Annotated in this window: 21 protein-coding genes; 13 read left to right on the top strand and 8 right to left on the bottom strand. The window is 66.8% G+C overall.

From position 1 onward, the window contains the following. The first annotated feature begins 45 nt into the window (after nucleotides 1-45). A complete protein-coding gene (locus C5B91_RS04360; protein ID WP_115819141.1) occupies nucleotides 46-1,152 on the top strand; it encodes a glycosyltransferase family 4 protein in 1,107 nt (368 codons plus the stop codon). A gap of 30 nt (nucleotides 1,153-1,182) precedes the next feature. On the opposite strand, the gene C5B91_RS04365 is transcribed toward C5B91_RS04360, so the two are convergent. The 4 genes from C5B91_RS04365 to C5B91_RS04380 all read right to left on the bottom strand — a co-directional run bounded on the left by C5B91_RS04365 (nucleotide 1,183) and on the right by C5B91_RS04380 (nucleotide 4,463). Next, nucleotides 1,183-1,611 carry a hypothetical protein gene (locus C5B91_RS04365; protein WP_004043771.1) on the bottom strand — a complete coding sequence of 143 codons (429 nt, stop codon included), beginning with the start codon at nucleotides 1,609-1,611 and terminating at the stop codon, nucleotides 1,183-1,185. 60 nt (nucleotides 1,612-1,671) lie between these two features. Further along, nucleotides 1,672-2,418 carry a DUF2797 domain-containing protein gene (locus C5B91_RS04370; RefSeq protein WP_008092864.1) on the bottom strand — a complete coding sequence of 249 codons (747 nt, stop codon included), beginning with the start codon at nucleotides 2,416-2,418 and terminating at the stop codon, nucleotides 1,672-1,674. Between the two features lie 124 nt (nucleotides 2,419-2,542). After that, nucleotides 2,543-3,490: an NAD-dependent epimerase/dehydratase family protein gene (locus tag C5B91_RS04375; RefSeq protein ID WP_008092866.1), complete on the bottom strand. Its 948-nt coding sequence runs from the start codon at nucleotides 3,488-3,490 to the stop codon at nucleotides 2,543-2,545. Nucleotides 3,491-3,563: 73 nt separating this feature from the next. Then, on the bottom strand, nucleotides 3,564-4,463 hold the full coding sequence (locus C5B91_RS04380; protein WP_008092868.1) for an SDR family oxidoreductase: 900 nt from the start codon (nucleotides 4,461-4,463) through the stop codon (nucleotides 3,564-3,566). Nucleotides 4,464-4,607: 144 nt separating this feature from the next. On the opposite strand from C5B91_RS04380, the gene C5B91_RS04385 reads away from it, so the two are divergent. From C5B91_RS04385 to C5B91_RS04410, 6 genes are all read left to right on the top strand, one after another. After that, nucleotides 4,608-5,150, top strand: a complete 543-nt coding sequence (locus C5B91_RS04385; protein WP_004970839.1) for a tRNA (cytidine(56)-2'-O)-methyltransferase — start codon at nucleotides 4,608-4,610, stop codon at nucleotides 5,148-5,150. Between the two features lie 85 nt (nucleotides 5,151-5,235). Next, nucleotides 5,236-5,766, top strand: a complete 531-nt coding sequence (locus tag C5B91_RS04390; protein ID WP_004977409.1) for a transcription factor TFIIE subunit alpha — start codon at nucleotides 5,236-5,238, stop codon at nucleotides 5,764-5,766. Next, nucleotides 5,767-6,444, top strand: a complete 678-nt coding sequence (locus C5B91_RS04395; protein ID WP_004977408.1) for a DUF2110 family protein — start codon at nucleotides 5,767-5,769, stop codon at nucleotides 6,442-6,444. A 4-nt stretch (nucleotides 6,445-6,448) separates the two neighbouring features. After that, on the top strand, nucleotides 6,449-7,204 hold the full coding sequence (locus tag C5B91_RS04400; protein WP_008092873.1) for a DUF5803 family protein: 756 nt from the start codon (nucleotides 6,449-6,451) through the stop codon (nucleotides 7,202-7,204). 87 nt (nucleotides 7,205-7,291) lie between these two features. Beyond that, a complete protein-coding gene (locus C5B91_RS04405; protein WP_008092874.1) occupies nucleotides 7,292-7,984 on the top strand; it encodes a molybdopterin-binding protein in 693 nt (230 codons plus the stop codon). Between the two features lie 306 nt (nucleotides 7,985-8,290). Next, entirely contained in the window at nucleotides 8,291-9,355 is a 1,065-nt protein-coding gene (locus C5B91_RS04410; RefSeq protein ID WP_115819142.1) for an ATP-NAD kinase family protein, read from the top strand. 135 nt (nucleotides 9,356-9,490) lie between these two features. Here C5B91_RS04410 and C5B91_RS04415 read toward each other — a convergent pair whose 3' ends face one another. Next, on the bottom strand, nucleotides 9,491-9,865 hold the full coding sequence (locus C5B91_RS04415; RefSeq protein ID WP_008092877.1) for a carboxymuconolactone decarboxylase family protein: 375 nt from the start codon (nucleotides 9,863-9,865) through the stop codon (nucleotides 9,491-9,493). A gap of 463 nt (nucleotides 9,866-10,328) precedes the next feature. Here C5B91_RS04415 and C5B91_RS04420 point away from each other — a divergent pair, with 463 nt between their 5' ends. Then, a complete protein-coding gene (locus tag C5B91_RS04420; protein WP_004977402.1) occupies nucleotides 10,329-11,360 on the top strand; it encodes a phosphate uptake regulator PhoU in 1,032 nt (343 codons plus the stop codon). 34 nt (nucleotides 11,361-11,394) lie between these two features. Here the strand turns inward: C5B91_RS04420 and C5B91_RS04425 are convergent, their stop codons facing one another. Both C5B91_RS04425 and C5B91_RS04430 read right to left on the bottom strand, forming a co-directional pair. Continuing rightward, entirely contained in the window at nucleotides 11,395-11,838 is a 444-nt protein-coding gene (locus C5B91_RS04425) for a hypothetical protein (RefSeq protein WP_004977401.1), read from the bottom strand. A 184-nt stretch (nucleotides 11,839-12,022) separates the two neighbouring features. Then, nucleotides 12,023-13,189, bottom strand: coding sequence for an LEA type 2 family protein (locus C5B91_RS04430; RefSeq protein WP_115819143.1), 1,167 nt, complete (start codon nucleotides 13,187-13,189; stop codon nucleotides 12,023-12,025). A gap of 154 nt (nucleotides 13,190-13,343) precedes the next feature. Between C5B91_RS04430 and C5B91_RS04435 the strand changes: the two genes are divergently transcribed. The 4 genes from C5B91_RS04435 (at nucleotide 13,344) to C5B91_RS04450 (ending at nucleotide 15,032) form a co-directional block, all read left to right on the top strand. Then, entirely contained in the window at nucleotides 13,344-13,526 is a 183-nt protein-coding gene (locus tag C5B91_RS04435; RefSeq protein WP_004043756.1) for a hypothetical protein, read from the top strand. Between the two features lie 61 nt (nucleotides 13,527-13,587). Continuing rightward, the gene (locus C5B91_RS04440; protein WP_004043755.1) at nucleotides 13,588-13,812 is read left to right on the top strand and encodes a hypothetical protein; all 225 of its coding nucleotides are present in this window, start codon (nucleotides 13,588-13,590) and stop codon (nucleotides 13,810-13,812) included. A gap of 43 nt (nucleotides 13,813-13,855) precedes the next feature. Then, nucleotides 13,856-14,287: an SRPBCC family protein gene (locus C5B91_RS04445; RefSeq protein ID WP_049968356.1), complete on the top strand. Its 432-nt coding sequence runs from the start codon at nucleotides 13,856-13,858 to the stop codon at nucleotides 14,285-14,287. A gap of 427 nt (nucleotides 14,288-14,714) precedes the next feature. Beyond that, nucleotides 14,715-15,032 (top strand): hypothetical protein, encoded by a 318-nt coding sequence (locus tag C5B91_RS04450; protein ID WP_008092884.1) that lies wholly within the window; start codon nucleotides 14,715-14,717, stop codon nucleotides 15,030-15,032. A 53-nt stretch (nucleotides 15,033-15,085) separates the two neighbouring features. Here the strand turns inward: C5B91_RS04450 and C5B91_RS04455 are convergent, their stop codons facing one another. Then, complete coding sequence (locus C5B91_RS04455) at nucleotides 15,086-16,612, bottom strand: aldehyde dehydrogenase family protein (RefSeq protein ID WP_008092885.1); 1,527 nt, start codon at nucleotides 16,610-16,612, stop codon at nucleotides 15,086-15,088. Nucleotides 16,613-16,744: 132 nt separating this feature from the next. Between C5B91_RS04455 and C5B91_RS04460 the strand changes: the two genes are divergently transcribed. After that, nucleotides 16,745-17,464, top strand: a complete 720-nt coding sequence (locus tag C5B91_RS04460; RefSeq protein ID WP_004977390.1) for a helix-turn-helix domain-containing protein — start codon at nucleotides 16,745-16,747, stop codon at nucleotides 17,462-17,464. The last annotated feature ends 5 nt before the right edge of the window (nucleotides 17,465-17,469 follow it).

Below are 17,469 nucleotides of genomic sequence, written 5' to 3' on the forward strand. Positions count from 1 at the left end.
CGGGAAGTCACAACGGTTTATCCCGTCGGGGTCGCACGAACGGCCATGCAGTCGGTCGCCGCGTTCACCGACACGTACCTACCGACCGTCAACGGCGTCACCTACACGATTCAGACGTGGCGCGAGCGGTGGCACCGCCGCGGCGGCCGCATGGACGTGGTGTTCCCGGCGGACGACGACTACGACCCCGAGCCCGGCGAGTACGGCGTCCGAAGCCTTCCGTTCCCGTTCTACGAGGGGATTCGAATCGGCGCGCCGCGCATTCCGGGAGCCGTCGACGACGTCGACGTCGTCCACGCCCACACTCCGTTCGGCCTCGGACTGGCCGGACTCCGACTCGCTCGCCGGCGCGACCTCCCGCTCGTGGCGACCTACCACACCCCGACCGGCGAGTACGCCGAGTACCTCAGCTCCGTCGGCGCTATCGAGCGCGGCGTCGAGCGCACCGCCGAGCGGTACGAGCGGTGGTTCTTCGACCGCGCCGACGCGGTCATCGTCCCGAGCGAGGACGCCGAGCGCCGCCTCGTCGACGAGGTCGGCGTCGAGGCCGAAATCGTCGTCCTCTCGAACGGCATCGACGTGGAGCGGTTCGAACCCGTCGAGGGCGACGACTTCCGCCGCCGCTACGACCTCGGCGACGGCCCCCTCATCGGCTACACGGGCCGTCACGGCTACGAGAAGCGTCTCGACGAACTCGTCCGGGCCGCGGCCGACCTCGACGCGACGCTCGTCTTCGGCGGCGACGGCCCCGCCCGCGACGAGCTGTCAGCCCTCGCCGACGACCTCGGCGTGGACGCACACTTCCTCGGCTTTCTCGACCGCGAGGAACTGCCGGCGTTCTACTCCGCGCTCGACGTGTTCTGTTTTCCGAGCCCCGTCGAGACGCAGGGGCTCGTCGCGCTGGAGGCCAACGCCTGCGGGACGCCCGTCGTCGGCGTCAACGAGGGCGCACTTGAGAACACCGTCCTCGACGGCGTGACCGGCTACCACTACGAGTCCGGCGATTTAGACGGGTTCCGGCGCGGAATCCGGCGGGCGCTGGCGGAGCGCGAGGAGCTCAGCGTGCGGTGTCTCGACCGCCGTGACGAGGTGAGCGTCGACCGGTCTGTCGACCGACTCGCCGCGCTCTACGACCGGTTGGCATCGGAATGAAAAAACAGCGAGACCGACTGCGAAACCGCGTTAGTCGCGACCTTCGAGCGCGTCAGCGATGCGGCGCAGTTCGCGGTTCACGTCGCGGACCTCGTCGCGGAGCTGTCGGACCTCCCGGACGAGCTGTTCGTCGTTTCCGCTTCCCTGCTCGGGGTCGCGCGGGCCGCCGCCCATACTTCCGGGACCGCCGCCCATGCCGCCGCCACCGCCCATGCCGCCGGGGCCGCCGCCGCCCATCATGCCGCTCATCATCTGCGCGAACGGGTTGCCGCCGCCGCCCATGCCGCCGGGGCCGCCGCCGCCCATCATCTCTTCGGGGTCGGGACGCTCGCCTTCCTCGCGCTCTTTCTCGCGGCGCTGTCGAATCTCTTCGACCCGCTCGCGGAACGACTTCTCTTCTTCGCCGTCGTCGCCCTCGCCGGGCGTCTGCGTCTCGTCTGCGGGTTCGTCGTCAGCCATGAGAGCGAATTGGCCGTCCTCCCGGAAAGTGCTGACGGTCTCTGAGAAGCGTGCCGTCGCTCACCCGAACGCGCCGAGGCTCGACTGGAGGTCGCGGTCGGTCCCGCCGTCGCCGAGTTCGTGGCCGACGAGGTCGCGCATGTCGACCGCGTAGGTCGTCCCGCGGTGGTCGAGGACGAGCACGCGCCCCTTCACGCCGCGGACCGTTCCCGTGGCGACGGTCTCGGCGACAGGCGAGCCGGCGAGGTCGAGACCGTAGTCGAACGCGAACGTCTCGATGGGGTCGAACTGGGCGACGAGGGCGTCCCACGCCGCGGCGTCGACCGCCCGGCCGAACCCCTCGATTTTGGTCGGGACGCGGATTCGGTCCGGAATCTCGGTCGCCAGTTCGGCCTCGTACTCGCGGGCGACGCGACCGTCGGAGAACGTTCGGATGTGGGCCCCGCGGTCCGCGCCCTGCTCGCGCAGGCGGGTGTCGAGTCGCCACTCGCGGGTGACGCCGACTTTGAACGTGTCGGGGGCGAACGCGGCGAGGTAGACCGCGTGGTCCTCGTCGCAGTCCATCTCGTCTTTCAGACACGTCCCGGTACACTTCGCGCAGACCCACGTGTGGCGGTGGTCCGGGCAGTAGGGCGCGCGGTCGTTGTCGCAGGCGACGTGTCGGTCGTCGTGGATGGTGCCCGCGCAGTGTCGCTCGCCGAGGCGGTAGTCGAGTTCGGTGCCGGGGTCGAGCGCGACCGAGTCGATGCCGCCGCTCGCGCTCACGAACAGCGCGGGGGTTCCGGTATCGTAGCCGACGACCTGCACGCTCCGGGGTAGGGAGTCGCGGTAGAAAGGTGGCTCGCTCCGGGGGCGAACTGCGAGGCCTGCCGGGCGTCGCCCCGCGGTGTCGGTGTTGGTCGCGGCTGTCCGTCGCGGTTATCGGCAGTCGTTATTCGTACTCGGCGCGGAGTTCTTCGGCGAGTTCCTCGGCCGCGCGGCGGACGGCCTCGTCGCTCGACCCGTCGGGCTCCCAGCCGAGCGCGGAGAGCTTCTCGATGGAGAGGCGCATCTTCGGCACGTCGCCGGTCCAGCCGCGGTCGCCGCCGGTGTACTCGAACTCGGGGTCGAGGTCCAGCACGTCGGCGACGATGTTGGCGATGGTCGTCACCGAGGTGGTCGTCCGCGTGCCGAGGTTGTAGACGTTGTAGTCGCGGTCGGCGTGCTCGACGATGTGGCACATCGCGTCGATGCAGTCCTCGACGTGGAGGTAGGACTTCTCCTGCCGGCCGTCGCCGAGGATTTCGAGTGTCTCGGGGTCTTCGAGGAGCTTCTCGATGAAGTCGGGGATGACGTTGCCGCGCTGGTTCGGGCCGACGATGTTGGCGAAGCGGTACATGTAGACCGTGACGTCGTAGGAGTGGGCGAACGTCGACAAGAGGCCCTCGTCGGCGAGTTTGGAGGAGCCGTAGATGCTGATGGGTTCGAGCGGCGCGTAGTCCTCGGGCGTCGGCCGCGGGGCCTCGCCGTAAATCGTCGACGACGAGGTAAAGGAGATGTTCGACACGCCGACCTCCTGCATCCGTTCGAGGATGTTGTAGGTCATCTCGGTGTTCTCCTCGAACAGCTGGCGGGGGTTGCCGTAGTTCGTGTCCGTGTAGGCCGCGAAGTGGAAGACGATGTCGAGGTCCTCGGTGACGGCCTCGGCGACGTCGTCGGGGTCGGTCATGTCGGCCTGTACGAACTCGACGCCGTCGGGGACCTGCTCGCGGTCTCCCTTCGAGAGGTCGTCGGCGACGACCACGTGGTTGTCCTCGGAGAGGCGCGCGGCGAGGTGAGACCCGACGAGTCCTGCGCCCCCGGTCACGAGGACGCGCTTGTCGGAGAGTTCCAGCGACATGGCTCAGATGATTCGACCGAGTGATAAGTCCGTTTCCCCTCCGGGCCGCGGCCGGGCGTCGGTGACGTCCGCGCTACCGGGACCACGAGAGTCCGGTCAGGTCCTCGCTCAGCCGCCACAGCTCCCGGACGTGTTCGGGGTCCGTCGCCGCGGCCGACGGCTCGGCCGGGGCGCAGTCGGAGAAGTAGGTCCCGGTCACTCCCGCGACGGCCGGCGACGCGGCGAGGTAGACGGTCGTGTCGGCGGCCGTCGCTGGCGTATCCGCGAAGCCGCCGACGAGTCGGCGCGGGAGTCGGGAGAGCAGGCCGACCCCGGTGCGGACGGGGAGCGAGGCGTCGCGCCACAGGCCGCTCGACGGGACGAAGCCGGGGTGACAGCAGTTCGCGGTCGGGCCGTCGAGCCTGTCGGCGAGGCCGGCGGTGAAGAGGACGTTTGCCAGTTTCGATCGAGCGTAGGCGTCGAGGCCGTCGTAGTCATCGAGACCCGTCGCGTCGAGCGGGCCCTCGAATCGGCGGTGGACTTCCGAGGAGACGGTGACGACGCGGCCGTCGTCGGGGAGCAGGTCGCGGAGCCCGTGTGTGAGGACGAACGGCGCGAGGTGGTTGACGGCGAACGTCTTCTCCACGCCGTCGGCGGTCAGTTCGCCCGTCGAGAAGTGCGCGCCGGCGTTGTTGACGAGTACGTCCACGCGGTCGGTCCGGTCGCGGACCGCCGCCGCGAGGCGGCGCACGGTGTCCTGTTCGGCGAGGTCGGCGCGAAAGAAGACCGCGTCGCCCCCGGCGTCTTCCACGGCCGCGGCGACGGTCCGACCCGCGTCCCGGTCGCGGCCGTGGACGAAGACGGTCGCACCGAGTCGGCCGAGAGCGAGCGCGGTCTCGCGGCCGACGCCGGAGGTCGCGCCGGTCACCAGCGCAGTTCGGTTCGACAGGTCGGCGCGCTCGACGCCCGCGCCGACTTCCGGGCGGTGGTTCATGCGTACGTCTGCGGCGGGAGCGTAGATAAATCTCGACCGCGGGGACAGGTAGACGAACGGACAGATGGACGAACGGACAAGGGACCGCCGCGCCGCCGCCCGCGTTCCGAAAGCACCACTTTCCCCCACCGTCTTCGGAGAGACATGCACAACGAACCCGAGGTCGCCGTCCTCCGGTACGGACACCGGCCGGGGCGCGACGACCGGATGACGACGCACGTCGGCCTGACGGCCCGCGCGCTCGGCGCTGACCGGGTCATCCTCCCGGACAACGCCGGCCACTCGATGGAGACCGTCGAGGACATCACGGGCCGGTTCGGCGGCCCCTTCGAGGTCGAACTCACCGAGGCGCTCAACGGCGTCATCCGCAACTGGGAGGGTAAGGTCGTCCACCTCACGATGTACGGCGAGCGCGTTCAGGACGTGGAGGCCGACATCCGCGAGGCGCACGCCGAAGAACCGCTTCTCGTCGTCGTCGGCGGGGAGAAGGTCCCCTTCGAGGTGTACGAGGGGGCGGACTGGAACGTCGGCGTCACGAACCAGCCGCACTCGGAGGTCGCCGGCCTCGCGGTGTTCCTCGACCGCCTGTTCGACGGGCGCGAGCTCGACCGCGAGTGGGAGGACGCCGAAAACCGGGTCGTCCCGATGGCGACGGGCAAGAAAGTCGTACCGGCCGACGAGGAGTAATCGGACGCGTCGGCGCGCCCGCCGGCGGTTCTCCGCTGCCCGGGAGTAATAAGACTTAATGGCGTTCCTGACGCCATTTCGCACAATGGCTTTTGAGGAGTTACTGAACGACCCTGTTATCCAGAAGTACCTCCACGAGTTGGTTGGGCCCACTGGGATGCCGGTCGCGGCGGCACCCCCGGACGGCGAGGTCACCGACGAGGAACTCGCCGAGGAACTGCGGCTCGAGCTCAACGACGTGCGCCGTGCGCTCTTTATCCTCTACGAGAACGACCTCGCGTCGTATCGTCGCGTCCGCGACGAGGATTCCGGCTGGCTCACCTACCTCTGGACGTTCCACTACGAAAACATCCCCGAGAACCTCGAAGAGGAGATGTACCGCCTCCTCGAGGCGCTCGAGGAACGACTCGACTACGAGCGGGACCACGAGTTCTACCTCTCGGAGCCCGCCGGCATCCGCTTCGAGTTCTCCGAGGCGATGGAGCTCGGCTTCCAGTGCCCCGAGACCGGTGCGCCCCTCGAACCGATGGACAACGACGACCTCGTCGACGCGATGGAACGACGCATCGAAGAGCTTCGAGACGAGCTCAACGTCGAAGTGACGGGGACGAACTGAATGGTCGTTCTCGCAACGAAGTGCTACATCGACGGTGACGCCCGCGACCGCGCGCTCGACAGCCTCACCTCGCTCGTCGCCAACGATATCGGCGACCTCGACGTGGAGTACGACATCGGCGTCCGCGACGACGACTTCATCTCCGTGACGGTCTCCGGCGATGACGAGACAGTTGCGCGCAACGTCCTCCGCGAGGAGTGGGGCGAAGTCACGCCGCACCTCTCGGCCGGTGAGACCTACGTCGGCACGCTCGAACACTGGGACGACGACGGCTTCGTCCTCGACGCCGGCATCGAGGTGCGCATCCCGACCGAGGAACTCGGCCTCGGGCGCGGCTCCGCGACCCAGATTCGCGACCGCTTCGGCCTCGTCCAGCACATGCCGCTGACGTTCGTCTACGGCGGCGACGACGAGCCCTCGCGGCTGGCCGACGAGCAGGTCGACCGCCTCTACGACTGGACCCGCGGCAGCGGTCGCGTCAACGTCAATAGCGCGACCCGCGGCGAGGTCCGCGCAACGGTCAACCGCGCCGGTCACGCGAAGGACATCGTGACCGTCGAGCGCCTCGGCCTCCTCGAACAGAGCATCGTCTGCCGGGACGAGACCGACCCGCCGGGCCTCCTCGCCAGCATCGGCTCGTACCTGCCGGCCGAACTGAAGTGCGTCATCGGCCAGTAAGACGATGAACAGGCGACTCCTCGTCGGTATCGCCGCGCTCGCCCTCCTCCTCGTGACCGCCGGCTGTCTCGGCGGCACCTCCAGCGTCTCGAACGACCGGCTCGACGCCGCGCCCGACGGCGAGTACGCGTGGACCGCCGAGACGGACGCGCACATCACCGTCCAGGACAACGGCCGGTTCCGCGCGGTCTACGAGATGAACGGCTCGTTCGTCGAACTCTACCGGTTCGACGGCTTCGGCAGTCGGACGCCGCTTCCGGTCGAGGCGGTCCGCTACCGCTACGAAAACGGGACCGTCATCAACGGGACCGAACTGAAGGCCCGCGGCGGCGACGTGACCCAGAACGACCGCATCACGAACGTCACGCTCCCCGCGGACGCCGGGAGCGCCGGCAAAATCGCGTTCAGTTCGTCGTCCTCGCCGAAGCGGTTCTCGCTTCCCGTCTTCGTCGAGGGGAGCTACGAGGTCGTCCTGCCCGCCGACCGCCGCGTCGACTTCCCGATATTCGGGGCGGTTCGGCCGTCCGGCTACGACACCGAGGTCATCGACGACCGGGTCCACATCCGGTGGCCCGAGGTGACCGACGGGAACGTCGTCGTGCAGTTCTACCTCCAGCGCGACCTCGGTATCTTCGCGGCCGTCGCCGCCGTCTCGGTGCTCGTCGGCGGCGCGGGGATACTCTACTACCGCCGGCAGATTCAGGCGCTTCGCGACCGCCGACAGGAACTCGGCTTGGACGTCGAAGACGACGACCGCTGACGGCCGCCCGAGAGACGCGGCGTCGGTCGCCCGGCTCGGTTCGCCGGTGTGAACGCTTTTTTGCCTCGCAGCCCGCTACCTCGGGATATGCAAGTCGCCGTGGTCACCGTCGGGGACGAACTCCTCGCCGGCGACACCGTCAACACGAACGCCGCGTGGTTGTGCACGGAACTGACAGAGCGGGGCGTCTCCGTCGAGCGCGTGACGACGGTCCCCGACCGCGTCGCCGACATCGCCCGCGTGGTAAACGAATACCACGCCGAGTACGACGCCGTCGTCGTCACCGGCGGGCTTGGGCCGACCCACGACGACGTGACGATGGAGGCCGTTGCGGCCGCGTTCGGGCGCTCTCTGGAGCGGAACCCCGACGCCGAGGAGTGGCTGGAGACGAACGGCGGCTACTCCGCGGCGGACCTCGTGGAGGGAACGACCGACCTTCCTGCGGGGTCGCGGATGCTCCCGAACGACGAGGGCGTCGCGCCCGGCGCGGTCGTCGGTTCGGTGTACGTGCTCCCCGGCGTCCCCGGCGAGATGAAAGCCATGTTCGCCCGCGTCGCCGACGAGTTCGCCGGCGAGCGGACCCACGTCCGGTTCGTCCACACGTCGGAGCCCGAAAGCTCGCTCATCGAGCGGTTCGAGGCCGTCCAATCGGAGTTCGACGTGACCGTCGGGAGCTACCCCGGCGACCACGTCAGAATCAAACTCGCCGGGGCCGACGAGGAGACCGTCGAATCGGCGGCCGCGTGGCTCGAAGCGCGAGTCGAGTCGTACGAAGAATAGGGTCGGTCGGCCGACGGGTCAGCGCTGGAGGTACCAGAGCCACCCGGCGGTCATGAGAATACCCACGAGAAGCACGGTCGCGGCCGTCTCCGAGGTCGGCAGCACCTGTCCGGCGGATTCTAACGGAATCATGGATGACAATTGCTCGGTCCCCTTGTTAAACGGTGAGGTTCCGGCGACGGTCGGTGCGGGCTGAACGTCGCCACCGAGGTCGACGCGCGCTGCCCGCGGCACCGTCGCTCGCGGCGGGCGGTTCGGCCGCCGGTTACCGCGTCGCTTTTCCCCCGGGCGCGGGTTCGTTCAGTCATGCGAATCGGTGTCGTCGTCAACCCCGTCGCGGGGATGGGCGGCCGGGTCGGCCTGAAGGGAACCGACGGGAAAGTCGCGGAGGCCAGAGCGCGCGGCGCGGAGCCGCGGTCGCCGGAGCGGGCGCGACGGGCGCTCTCGCGGCTCTTCGAGGCTGTCCCCGAGACAGAACTGCTCGCGTGGGGCGGGGAGATGGGCGCGTCGGCCGCCCGAGATGCCGGGTTCGACCCCGACGTGCTCGGCGAGCCGTCCGGCGGCGAGACGAGCGCGGCCGACACGGTCGCCGCCGTCGAGTCGTTTGTCGCCGCCGACGCGGACCTCGTGTTGTTCGTCGGCGGCGACGGGACCGCCGCCGACGTGGCCGAGGCGCTCGACGGCACCGACGTCCCGATGCTCGGCGTCCCCGCGGGCGTGAAGGTCTACTCCTCCGTTTTCGCCGTCTCGCCGGAGGACGCCGCCCACGTCGTCACCTCGTTCGAGCGGACCGAAGCCCGCGAGGTCATGGACATCGACGAGGACGACTACCGCGCCGGCGAGGTCAGGCCGGAGCTTCGGGCGGTCGCGCACGTTCCCGTCGCCGAGGACCTCCAGTCGTCGAAACAGACCGGCGGCGGAACCGTCGAGGCGCTCGCTGCGGGCGTCGCCGACGACATCCGGGCGACGGCGGGCGTCACCTACGTCCTCGGCCCCGGGAGCACCGTCGGCGCGGTGAAAGCCGAGTTGGGTATCGACGGGTCGCCGCTGGGCGTCGACATCTACCGCGACGGCGAGGTACTCGCCCGCGACGCGACCGAAGCCGAGATTCTGGCGAGCCTCGGCGAGGAGAACGTCATCGTCGTCACGCCAATCGGCGGACAGGGGTTCGTCTTCGGCCGCGGCAACCCTCAACTCTCTCCCGACGTGATTCGCCGCTGCGACGTGTCGGTCGTCGCTTCGCGGTCGAAACTCGACGCGATTCCGGTCCTTCGGGTCGACACCGACGACCCGAACCTCGACGCGGACCTCCGCGGGTGGACGAAAGTCCGCGTGGGTCGCGTCGAGCGGCGGATGATGAAAATCGAGTGAGCGTCGCCGTCGAACTACTCAGTTGCGGTCGCTTGGTGCGCTGTACTGACCAGGGGCGCAGGCCGGTCGTGACCGACTCGACGCGCCGCGCCAACAGAAAAATCGAGCGGGAGAACGCTCCCGTCGGCCGTCTCGTCAGTCGTCTGCCGGTGCCTGTTGTTGCGTGATGTACTCGACGATTTCGTCCGTTTCAGCCTTGAATTCGTCGAGGTCGGTCTCGTTCCCGTGGAGAATCGTCGAGAAGTACTTGGTGTCGGCGGCGAGGTTGACGGTTTCCCGGAGTTCGTCGTCTGTGACGCCGCTCAACCGAGCCTCTTCCTTGTGGAAGTAGGTACAGAACGGACAGTTGGTGGCGGCCGCGACGCCGACCCCGATGAGCGCTTTCTCTCTCGCGGACAGTTCGGTGTTCTCGCCCAGATTGAGGTCGCGGAAGAGCCCCCAACTGTGTTCGCTCGCCGGTTCTGCCAAGTTCTCCATCCAACCCGGGACTTGACCGAGCATTCCCTCCATCTCTTGTTGTGTGGCTTTCGATACCATGTGTTACCCACCCTGAACCTCCGAAGCCCAATGCGGCAGGGAGGTGTGTTAGTATAACGTATCAGAATGGTAAAGTTATATATTAACTAGAAATGTATAATCTGACCGTATCGACGACGTTCCGCGGAACTGCGCAGTTAATACGCTGCTTTACCGGACGTTCATCCCGAAAAAGGTGAACCGACGTTCACCTCCTCTGAACACATCCTCCGCCTGCGTCGCGTCGAATTCCGCAAAGCTGAGCCACTTCACCGGACCGACCGAGAGATACGCAGTCTCTCGGAACAGGCGGTGCCCGACGAGGTCCCTCTCGCTCGAATTCGGACGACGTGAATGATTTAATATTTGGGACCGTGTGCAATGAGACCCACTACCCATTATTCATGGAGGGTGTAATATAGTGAGATTTAAGGTCATTGGATGGGTTCTGACTGGCATGGAAACCCGGAAAGTCCAGCGTCTCGGTCCCTCCACGCTGGCGATGACGCTTCCAGCGGAGTGGGCCAAGGAACACAACGTCGAGAAGGGCGACGAGGTGACGATTCGGACGAGCGGCAAGGGAACGCTGACCGTGCTTCCCGAGTCGGTCAACACGGAGGACTCGAAGGCGACGATTCGCGCTGACAGTCTGAACGCGGAGGCGCTCGAACGAGCCATCGTGGCGCAGTACGTCCTCGGACGGCGCGTCATCCACATCGAGAAAAGCGAGGGCGCGCTCGATTCGGACCACATCAACGCCGTCTACAAGGCCGAGACCCAGCTCATGGGCCTCGGCGTCATCGAGGAGACGCCCGAGCGAATCGCGATTCGCTGCTCGGTCGACGCGGAGGACTTCACCCTCGACAACCTGCTCGAGCGCCTCGAAAACACGGGGAGCACGATGCGCGGCGAGGCCATCAAGGCGCTCGCCCACGGCAACCCCGACCTCGCCCAGCGGGCGCTCAACCGCGAGCGGCAGGCGAACAAGATTTTCGTCCTCCTGCTCCGACTCATCTTCACGTCCTACCAGAACCCCAACCTCGCGCGGGCGGTCGGCCTCGACTCCGGCTTCCCGCTCATCGGCTACCGCTCGGTGGCGAAGAACCTCGAACTGACCGCCGACAACGCCGAGGACATCGCCAACATCGTCATGGACGCCGAGGGCCACACCATCGACGTCGACCAGTCGACGATGCGGCGCATCCGCGAGTTCACCGACCACGTCGACGAGATTACGACGACCGCGGTTCGGGCCGTCGTCGAGCGCGACTACGACCTCACCATCGAGTGTCGAGAGCTGTTCCGCGAGATAAGCGACCGGGAGCGCGACATCCTCAACGACCTCCCGGAGATGGAAAACCAGAAGCTCCTCCAGATTCGCGAGGTGCTCGTGAGCCTCCAGCAGACCGCGCAGTACGCGATGCGGAACGCCGAAATCGCGTCGAACCTCGCGCTCAACGAGGAGTCGGACCACGTCACGATAGACTGAGGAACGAAAGACCGCGGGCGGCGCGCCGTCGCGCTCAGTCGGCGATGACTTCCATCGCCTCGTTGTTCTCGGTCTCGGACGACTCTTTTTCGCCCGTCAGCGGGTTGCGACTGGCGATGCGGCAGTCGAACGCCGGATGCTCGCCGAAGTGCCGGAGTATCATGTGACGCCGCGACCCCGTGATGCCGGTTCGACCGATATCCTCGGCCGTAAAGCGCTCGGGCAGGCGGTCGTACAGCCGACGCAGTTCGTCGAAACTGGTGAACACCTTCGCGTTGCCAGTGGAGTCCGCGCCGCGGCGGGAGACGACGTAACTGCCGTCCCGACGGTACTCGCCGGCCGTGCGGAAGAACTCTCGTTTCTCGGTCAGCGCCGAGCCGATAGCCTCCTGCAGGTCGGCGGCGGCGTCTCGGGACAGTTCACAGGACTGGTCGCCAAAGGAGACGACGATGGTTTCGTCGTCGCTCTCGACGGACACAGGGTTCTCATTACGGGAGAAGAACTCGATCAGGAGCGTGGGTACTCCGTGTCATATCATCGAATATCTCGTCCGACGGTAAAGGGTTGTCGGCTAAGTCAGGAATCACCGAAGATTTCTCGGCGAATCGGGACGGTCGAACGACGGTCCGACTTCGCGTCCGCCGCGGGGCGGAACGCGACCGCTACAGGAGGCCGTCGTCCGTCGTGGTGGTCCCGCCGTCCGACGTGGTCGTTGTCGTCTCGGCTGTCGCCGCTGTCGTTGTGGTTGTCGTCGTTGTCGCCGTCGCGGTGTCTGTCGAAGTCTCAGTTGCAGTCGCGGTCGAGGTGGTCGCGGTTTCCGTGGCCGTCTCGGTCGGCGTCGTCGTCGTCTCAGTCGCCGTCTCGTTCCCCGCCGACGCCGCCTTGTTCCCGAAGATGTCCGTCTCGAACGTCTTCTCGTAGGTCAGCGGGTCGAGCGGGACGCGGAGGGTCGTGCCGCCGGCGTCGAGGTTCGCGTAGAAGTCGATGCGCAGGTCGGTCGTCTGGTCGCGTTCGAGGTGCGAGACCCACCACTCGTCGAGTTTGTCGTTTTGGATGTAGGTCGTCGCCTCGATGGTCTCCGTCGACTGCGGGGAGATGACGTACTCGGAGTTCGTCGTCCCCTCGCCCACGTCCACGTCGTTCATGGAGATGTCGTAGCCGAGTTCGGAGACCGCAATCGGGTACGGCTTGGGGTTGTGGACGACGAACGTGAGTTCGAGCGCCGTGCGCTCGCTCGTGGACTCGCCCCACTCGGCGCTCGTCTCGTTGACGTACAACACGGGGTCCGAGACGACCGGCGAGTCCGCGTCTATCTCGCGAGTCTCCGTGGAGTTGAACGCCGACAGCAGGTCGGTGTCGATGCTCCGAGTTATCTCGGGCGCTTTGAAGGTCTGTCCCAGCGTCTCCGAGGAGACGTTGGCGTCCACGACGAGGTCCGTGTGCTCGCCGTTCTGGATGTGCGAGACCCACCACTCGGGGATGCGCTCGTTTTCGAGGGTCGTCCGGAGCGGGACCGCCGAGGTCCCCCGCCCGATAGCGACGCCTTCCTTCTCGCCCGTCGCCATCCGAATCCCGTTCATCTCGACGCCGTAGTCGACTTCGAGGCCCGAGAGGTTCGCGGACAGCGGGTTGGGGTTCGAGACGTACAGGTCGGTCTCGATGACCGTCTCCGTGGAGTTGACCCCGGCGAACCGGTTGTCGACCCGGTCGACGCTCGGCGCGCCGATGACGCCGGTCGCGTACGCCCCGCCGACGCCGGCCGCGACGAGCACCAGCGCGACGAGTGCGATACGGAGTTTTCCGCCGAACAACGCGGATGTCAGTCCCATCGTTGTGGACACACGAGACTAGTGGTACATATGTCGAACGGCCGAGCGCGGGGTCGGTCCGTGGGACCGCACCGCACGCCTCGCGCCCGCGTCACGCCGCCCCACGACAGGCGGTGTCGAATGAACTAAGTGCGCACCCGCGAAGGTCGGAAACATGGAAACCAAGACGGTGCAATCCGACAAGTCCATCGGCTTTGCGGCGTTGTTCGGCGTGCTCACGCTCGTCGGCGCAGGGCTGATGGTCGCCGGACCGGACCAGTTGACGAAGGCGCTCGGATTCATGGTAGCGATTATCGCGGCCTCGCTGGCCGTCTGCGGTGCGCATCTGTTCCAGTAGCTATCAACGTTGAGGAACACGGGTAACCGTTAATAACGCCCATTCCCTAGACGGCCCGAGGATGACTGAGTACACCGACGAGGAACAACGCATTCTCGCCTACCTCCGAGACAGCGTCAGCCGTGGAGAGGGCTACTTCCGGGCGAAGAACATCGCCGAAGCCATCGGTCTCACCGCGAAGCAGGTCGGGTCCCGTCTGCCGCGGCTGGCCGAGAAGTCCGAGGACGTCGAAATCGAGAAGTGGGGACGTGCCCGCTCGACGACGTGGCGCGTCACCCGAAGCTGAGGCGATTCCACGGCTTTTTACTGTGGAGGTGTGATGGTATCCCATGACCGTCCGCGTGAAACGAACCTTCGAGTTCGACGCTCCCGGCGAGCGCGTCTGGGAGTTTATCGCCGACCCGGCCAAGCGAGCGGGGGCTATCAGCGTCGTCGACCGCTTCGACGTGGCCGACGACGGCCGCCACGCGACGTGGTACCTCGAACTGCCGATTCCGCTCATCCGCTCGACGGTGACCGTCGAGACCGAAGACATCGAAGTCGACGAGCCGACGCACGTCAAGTTCGTCGGCAAGTCGCGGGTGATGCGGGTGACGGGCGAACACACCATCGAAGAGCACGACGGCGGCAGCCGCCTCGTCAACGAGTTCATCGTCGACGGCCGGCTGCCGGGTGTAGAGGCGTTCTTCGAGCGCAACCTCGACCGCGAACTCGACAACCTCGAATCGGCGCTCCGGCGCGAGTTCGAAGCGACCGCCTGAGGCCGGAGACGACCGCTCATTCACGGTGAGTCCGGAGCGACGAACCGCGGGAACCGTGCGCTCACGGGGCGTGGGAACCCGTGTTGCGGAGGGTTTATACATCGCGGCTTCTAAGCGAAAATCGCCGACGCAATAGGCGCTTTTCTCGCCAGTCGTCGGCGACTCCACATCCGCCGCACCCGCCGCAACGTTTCGGGGTCCGTTGCGGCATCCGAAACGACGTGGCCACGTCGTTTCACGCCCCCAAGCCCGGTGGGGGCACTCCCCTCGTCTCACTTCGCCAACTGGTGACACGAGATTCGGTGGGAGGCGAATTCGCCTCCGCCTTTTGACGACCGCTTCGCTCCGAGCCACGGCGCCGTCGGTCGCCGATACCGGTCGCGTCTCGGAGCGCACGCTTCTTTCCTCCGGGGACCGTTGAGACACCATGACCGAGACGATTCGAGGCGACGTGCTGCACGCCATCCCGCCGGACGAACTCGACGAAGAGGACCTGTCGCCGGAACTCCGGGCGCTGGCCGACTCGCGCCACGTGCTCGTCGTCCGGAAGGGCGGTCACCCCTCGATACTCGACCTCATCTGGGCGTTCGTCCGCCGCGACCCCATCGAAGCGGTGACCGTCGTGACCGACCGACCGGCCCAGGAGGACGAGGAGGTGACGCTGACCGTCGAGGAGACGGACATGCCCGGCGTCTACGTTACGGCGGCCGCTCGCGGTGCGGAAGAGTCTGCGGACGACGGGTGAAACGACGGAACGAAAACGTGGGACAGATGCGGGGCCGCGGCGGGTGACCGACCTTACTCGTCTTCTTTGGTCTTGATGTCCGCGGAGAGGCCCTGCGCCATGCGAATCTCCTTGGAGTTGTTGAGCGTCCACGCGGTGCGCTCGGTGACGGCCTCGATGATTTCGCGGGCCGAGGGGTAGCCGTTTCCGGACTTCTTCACGCCGCCGAACGGGAGGTGAACCTCCGCGCCGATACACGGGAGGTTCCCGTAGGCGAGGCCGACCTCGGCGTGGTCGCGGAAGTAGTTAATCTGGCGGTAGTCCTCGGAGATGACGGCACCGGCGAGACCGTAGTCGGTGTCGTTCTGAATCTCCACGGCGTCTTCGATGTCACCGGAGTACTTGAGCAAGGCGACGTGGGGGCCGAAGACCTCCTCGTGGGTGCAACGAAGGTCGTCGTGGGGGTCGGCCTCGTAGACGAACGGTCCGACCCAGTGGCCCTCCTCGTGGCCCTCGGGAATCTCGTCGGCGTCGAGTTCGGTGCGGTCGACGAGGACGTTCACGCCCTCCTTCTCCGCGAGTTCGTTGTACTTCGTGACCTTCTCCTTGTGGCCCTCCTCGATGAGAGGGCCCATGAAGGTGTCCTCGCGGAGCGGGTCGCCGACGGAGACGTTCTTCGCATTCTCGACGAAGCGTTCCTTGAACTCGTCGTACACCTCCTCGTGGACGACGATGCGCTCGGAAGAGACACAGCGCTGGCCGGTGGTCTTGAACGACGACATCGTCGCGGAGTGGACTGCGATGTCGAGGTCCGCCTTCTCCGTGATGACGATGTTGTTCTTGCCGCCCATCTCACACGCGGCGAGTTTTCCAGGGTGTTGGGCCACCTTGCTCGCGACCTCGTGGCCGACCTCGGCGGAGCCCGTGAACAATACGGAGTCGACGCGCTCGTCGTCGACGATGGTCGCGCCGGCGTCGCCGAAGCCCTGCACCATGTTGAACACGCCGTCGGGGATGCCGGCGTCTTCGAACATCTCGGCGATAATCTGACCGCACCACGGCGTCTGCTCGGCGGGCTTCCAGACGACGGTGTTGCCCTCGACGAGCGCGACGGCCATGTGCCAGAAGGGGATGGCGACGGGGAAGTTCCACGGGGTGATACAGCCGACGACGCCGCGGGGCTTGCGGCGCATGTAGGCGTCCTTCGCGGGAATCTCGGAGGGAATCACGTCGCCCTTGGGGTGGCGGGCGTCGCCCGCGGCCCACTCGACCATGTGGTACGCCTCGATGACGTCGGCGCGGCCCTCGGAAATCTCCTTCCCGCACTCTTTGGTGACGACCTCCGCGAGCTCTTCGGTGCGGTCGCGCAGTTCGTGGTAGATGTCCCAGAGGTACTCCGCGCGGTCGATGTGCGAGAGTTCGCGCCACTCCTCGTACGCCTCGTCGGCCGCGGCCGCCGCGGCGTCGATGTCCTCGGGCGTCCCTCGTCGGAACGTCCCCAGCGACTCGCCCGTCGCGGGGTTCGTGCTTTCGAACGTCTCGTCGCCGGTTCCGTCCGTCCACTCGCCGTCGATATAGTGTCGATATTCGTCCTGCGCCATATGACTCTAGAGTCACAACTAGGATTAATAACCCCGGACCCTCCCATGGAAGGGACGCGCCCGAGTCGACGCGTCAACCCGCCCCCGAGTGACCACAGACAACATCTTACGTAGCGGCGTATTACCCGGTGTATGAGCGAGCGCACGTCAGGTGAAGGCACGCGCCTCACGCTCGACCTGTGGCATCCGAACTGCTGGGCGATAGAATCGACGAGTGAGTACGACGGCGGCATCCTCGCACACGCCATCTACGACGCCCCCACCGCGGGCGTCGAGCGGTCGAACGGCCTGTTCACCGCCTACGGCGAGTCGCTCGACGAGGTCGAAACGCTCCTCGACGTTATCGCCGACTCGGACCTCACCGGCGAAGTGTTGGAACTGCAAGAGCGGTTCGACTCCCGCGGGAAGCACGTCGCGCCCGGCCCGGTCGCCCGCGAGTTCTTCTTGGAGTACGACCCGAGCGACATGATGTGTCCGCAGTTGCTCAAGCAGGGCTTCGTCCACAGCGCCCCTACGCAGATAGAAAACGGCCGAGAGCGGTGGGAAGTCTGGTTCGCGGGCGCGCGAGAGGAGATACAGCCGCGCATCGAGACCGTCATGGACGAGACCGGAGCCGAGATTCGCGTCGCCTCCATCTCCACGTCCGAGGGCGCGGAACCGGAGCGCAGTCGGCGGCTCGACACGCTCACCCGGAGTCAGCGGCAGGCGTTCGAACTCGCGCGCGAGGAAGGCTACTACCGCTGGCCCCGCGAGGTTTCCACCCGCGAACTCGCCGCCGAGATGGACATCTCGAAGACGACGCTGCTCGAACACCTCCGAAAGGCGGAATCGAAACTGCTCGACCCGCAGTAGGTCGG

Origin of the sequence: Haloferax sp. Atlit-10N (assembly GCF_003586325.1) — an archaeon.
In the GTDB taxonomy this organism is placed as follows: Archaea; Halobacteriota; Halobacteria; order Halobacteriales; family Haloferacaceae; genus Haloferax; species Haloferax prahovense.

What these genes read in the sequence shown, in the direction of transcription:
- C5B91_RS04360 (WP_115819141.1), top strand. Translation starts at nt 46, where the DNA reads ATGCAGTCGGTCGCCGCGTTCACCGACACGTACCTACCGACCGTCAAC.
- C5B91_RS04365 (WP_004043771.1), bottom strand. Translation starts at nt 1,611, where the DNA reads ATGGCTGACGACGAACCCGCAGACGAGACGCAGACGCCCGGCGAGGGC.
- C5B91_RS04375 (WP_008092866.1), bottom strand. Translation starts at nt 3,490, where the DNA reads ATGTCGCTGGAACTCTCCGACAAGCGCGTCCTCGTGACCGGGGGCGCA.
- C5B91_RS04380 (WP_008092868.1), bottom strand. Translation starts at nt 4,463, where the DNA reads ATGAACCACCGCCCGGAAGTCGGCGCGGGCGTCGAGCGCGCCGACCTG.
- C5B91_RS04385 (WP_004970839.1), top strand. Translation starts at nt 4,608, where the DNA reads ATGCACAACGAACCCGAGGTCGCCGTCCTCCGGTACGGACACCGGCCG.
- C5B91_RS04390 (WP_004977409.1), top strand. Translation starts at nt 5,236, where the DNA reads ATGGCTTTTGAGGAGTTACTGAACGACCCTGTTATCCAGAAGTACCTC.
- C5B91_RS04395 (WP_004977408.1), top strand. Translation starts at nt 5,767, where the DNA reads ATGGTCGTTCTCGCAACGAAGTGCTACATCGACGGTGACGCCCGCGAC.
- C5B91_RS04400 (WP_008092873.1), top strand. Translation starts at nt 6,449, where the DNA reads ATGAACAGGCGACTCCTCGTCGGTATCGCCGCGCTCGCCCTCCTCCTC.
- C5B91_RS04405 (WP_008092874.1), top strand. Translation starts at nt 7,292, where the DNA reads ATGCAAGTCGCCGTGGTCACCGTCGGGGACGAACTCCTCGCCGGCGAC.
- C5B91_RS04410 (WP_115819142.1), top strand. Translation starts at nt 8,291, where the DNA reads ATGCGAATCGGTGTCGTCGTCAACCCCGTCGCGGGGATGGGCGGCCGG.
- C5B91_RS04415 (WP_008092877.1), bottom strand. Translation starts at nt 9,865, where the DNA reads ATGGAGGGAATGCTCGGTCAAGTCCCGGGTTGGATGGAGAACTTGGCA.
- C5B91_RS04420 (WP_004977402.1), top strand. Translation starts at nt 10,329, where the DNA reads ATGGAAACCCGGAAAGTCCAGCGTCTCGGTCCCTCCACGCTGGCGATG.
- C5B91_RS04430 (WP_115819143.1), bottom strand. Translation starts at nt 13,189, where the DNA reads ATGGGACTGACATCCGCGTTGTTCGGCGGAAAACTCCGTATCGCACTC.
- C5B91_RS04435 (WP_004043756.1), top strand. Translation starts at nt 13,344, where the DNA reads ATGGAAACCAAGACGGTGCAATCCGACAAGTCCATCGGCTTTGCGGCG.
- C5B91_RS04440 (WP_004043755.1), top strand. Translation starts at nt 13,588, where the DNA reads ATGACTGAGTACACCGACGAGGAACAACGCATTCTCGCCTACCTCCGA.
- C5B91_RS04445 (WP_049968356.1), top strand. Translation starts at nt 13,856, where the DNA reads ATGACCGTCCGCGTGAAACGAACCTTCGAGTTCGACGCTCCCGGCGAG.
- C5B91_RS04450 (WP_008092884.1), top strand. Translation starts at nt 14,715, where the DNA reads ATGACCGAGACGATTCGAGGCGACGTGCTGCACGCCATCCCGCCGGAC.
- C5B91_RS04455 (WP_008092885.1), bottom strand. Translation starts at nt 16,612, where the DNA reads ATGGCGCAGGACGAATATCGACACTATATCGACGGCGAGTGGACGGAC.
- C5B91_RS04460 (WP_004977390.1), top strand. Translation starts at nt 16,745, where the DNA reads ATGAGCGAGCGCACGTCAGGTGAAGGCACGCGCCTCACGCTCGACCTG.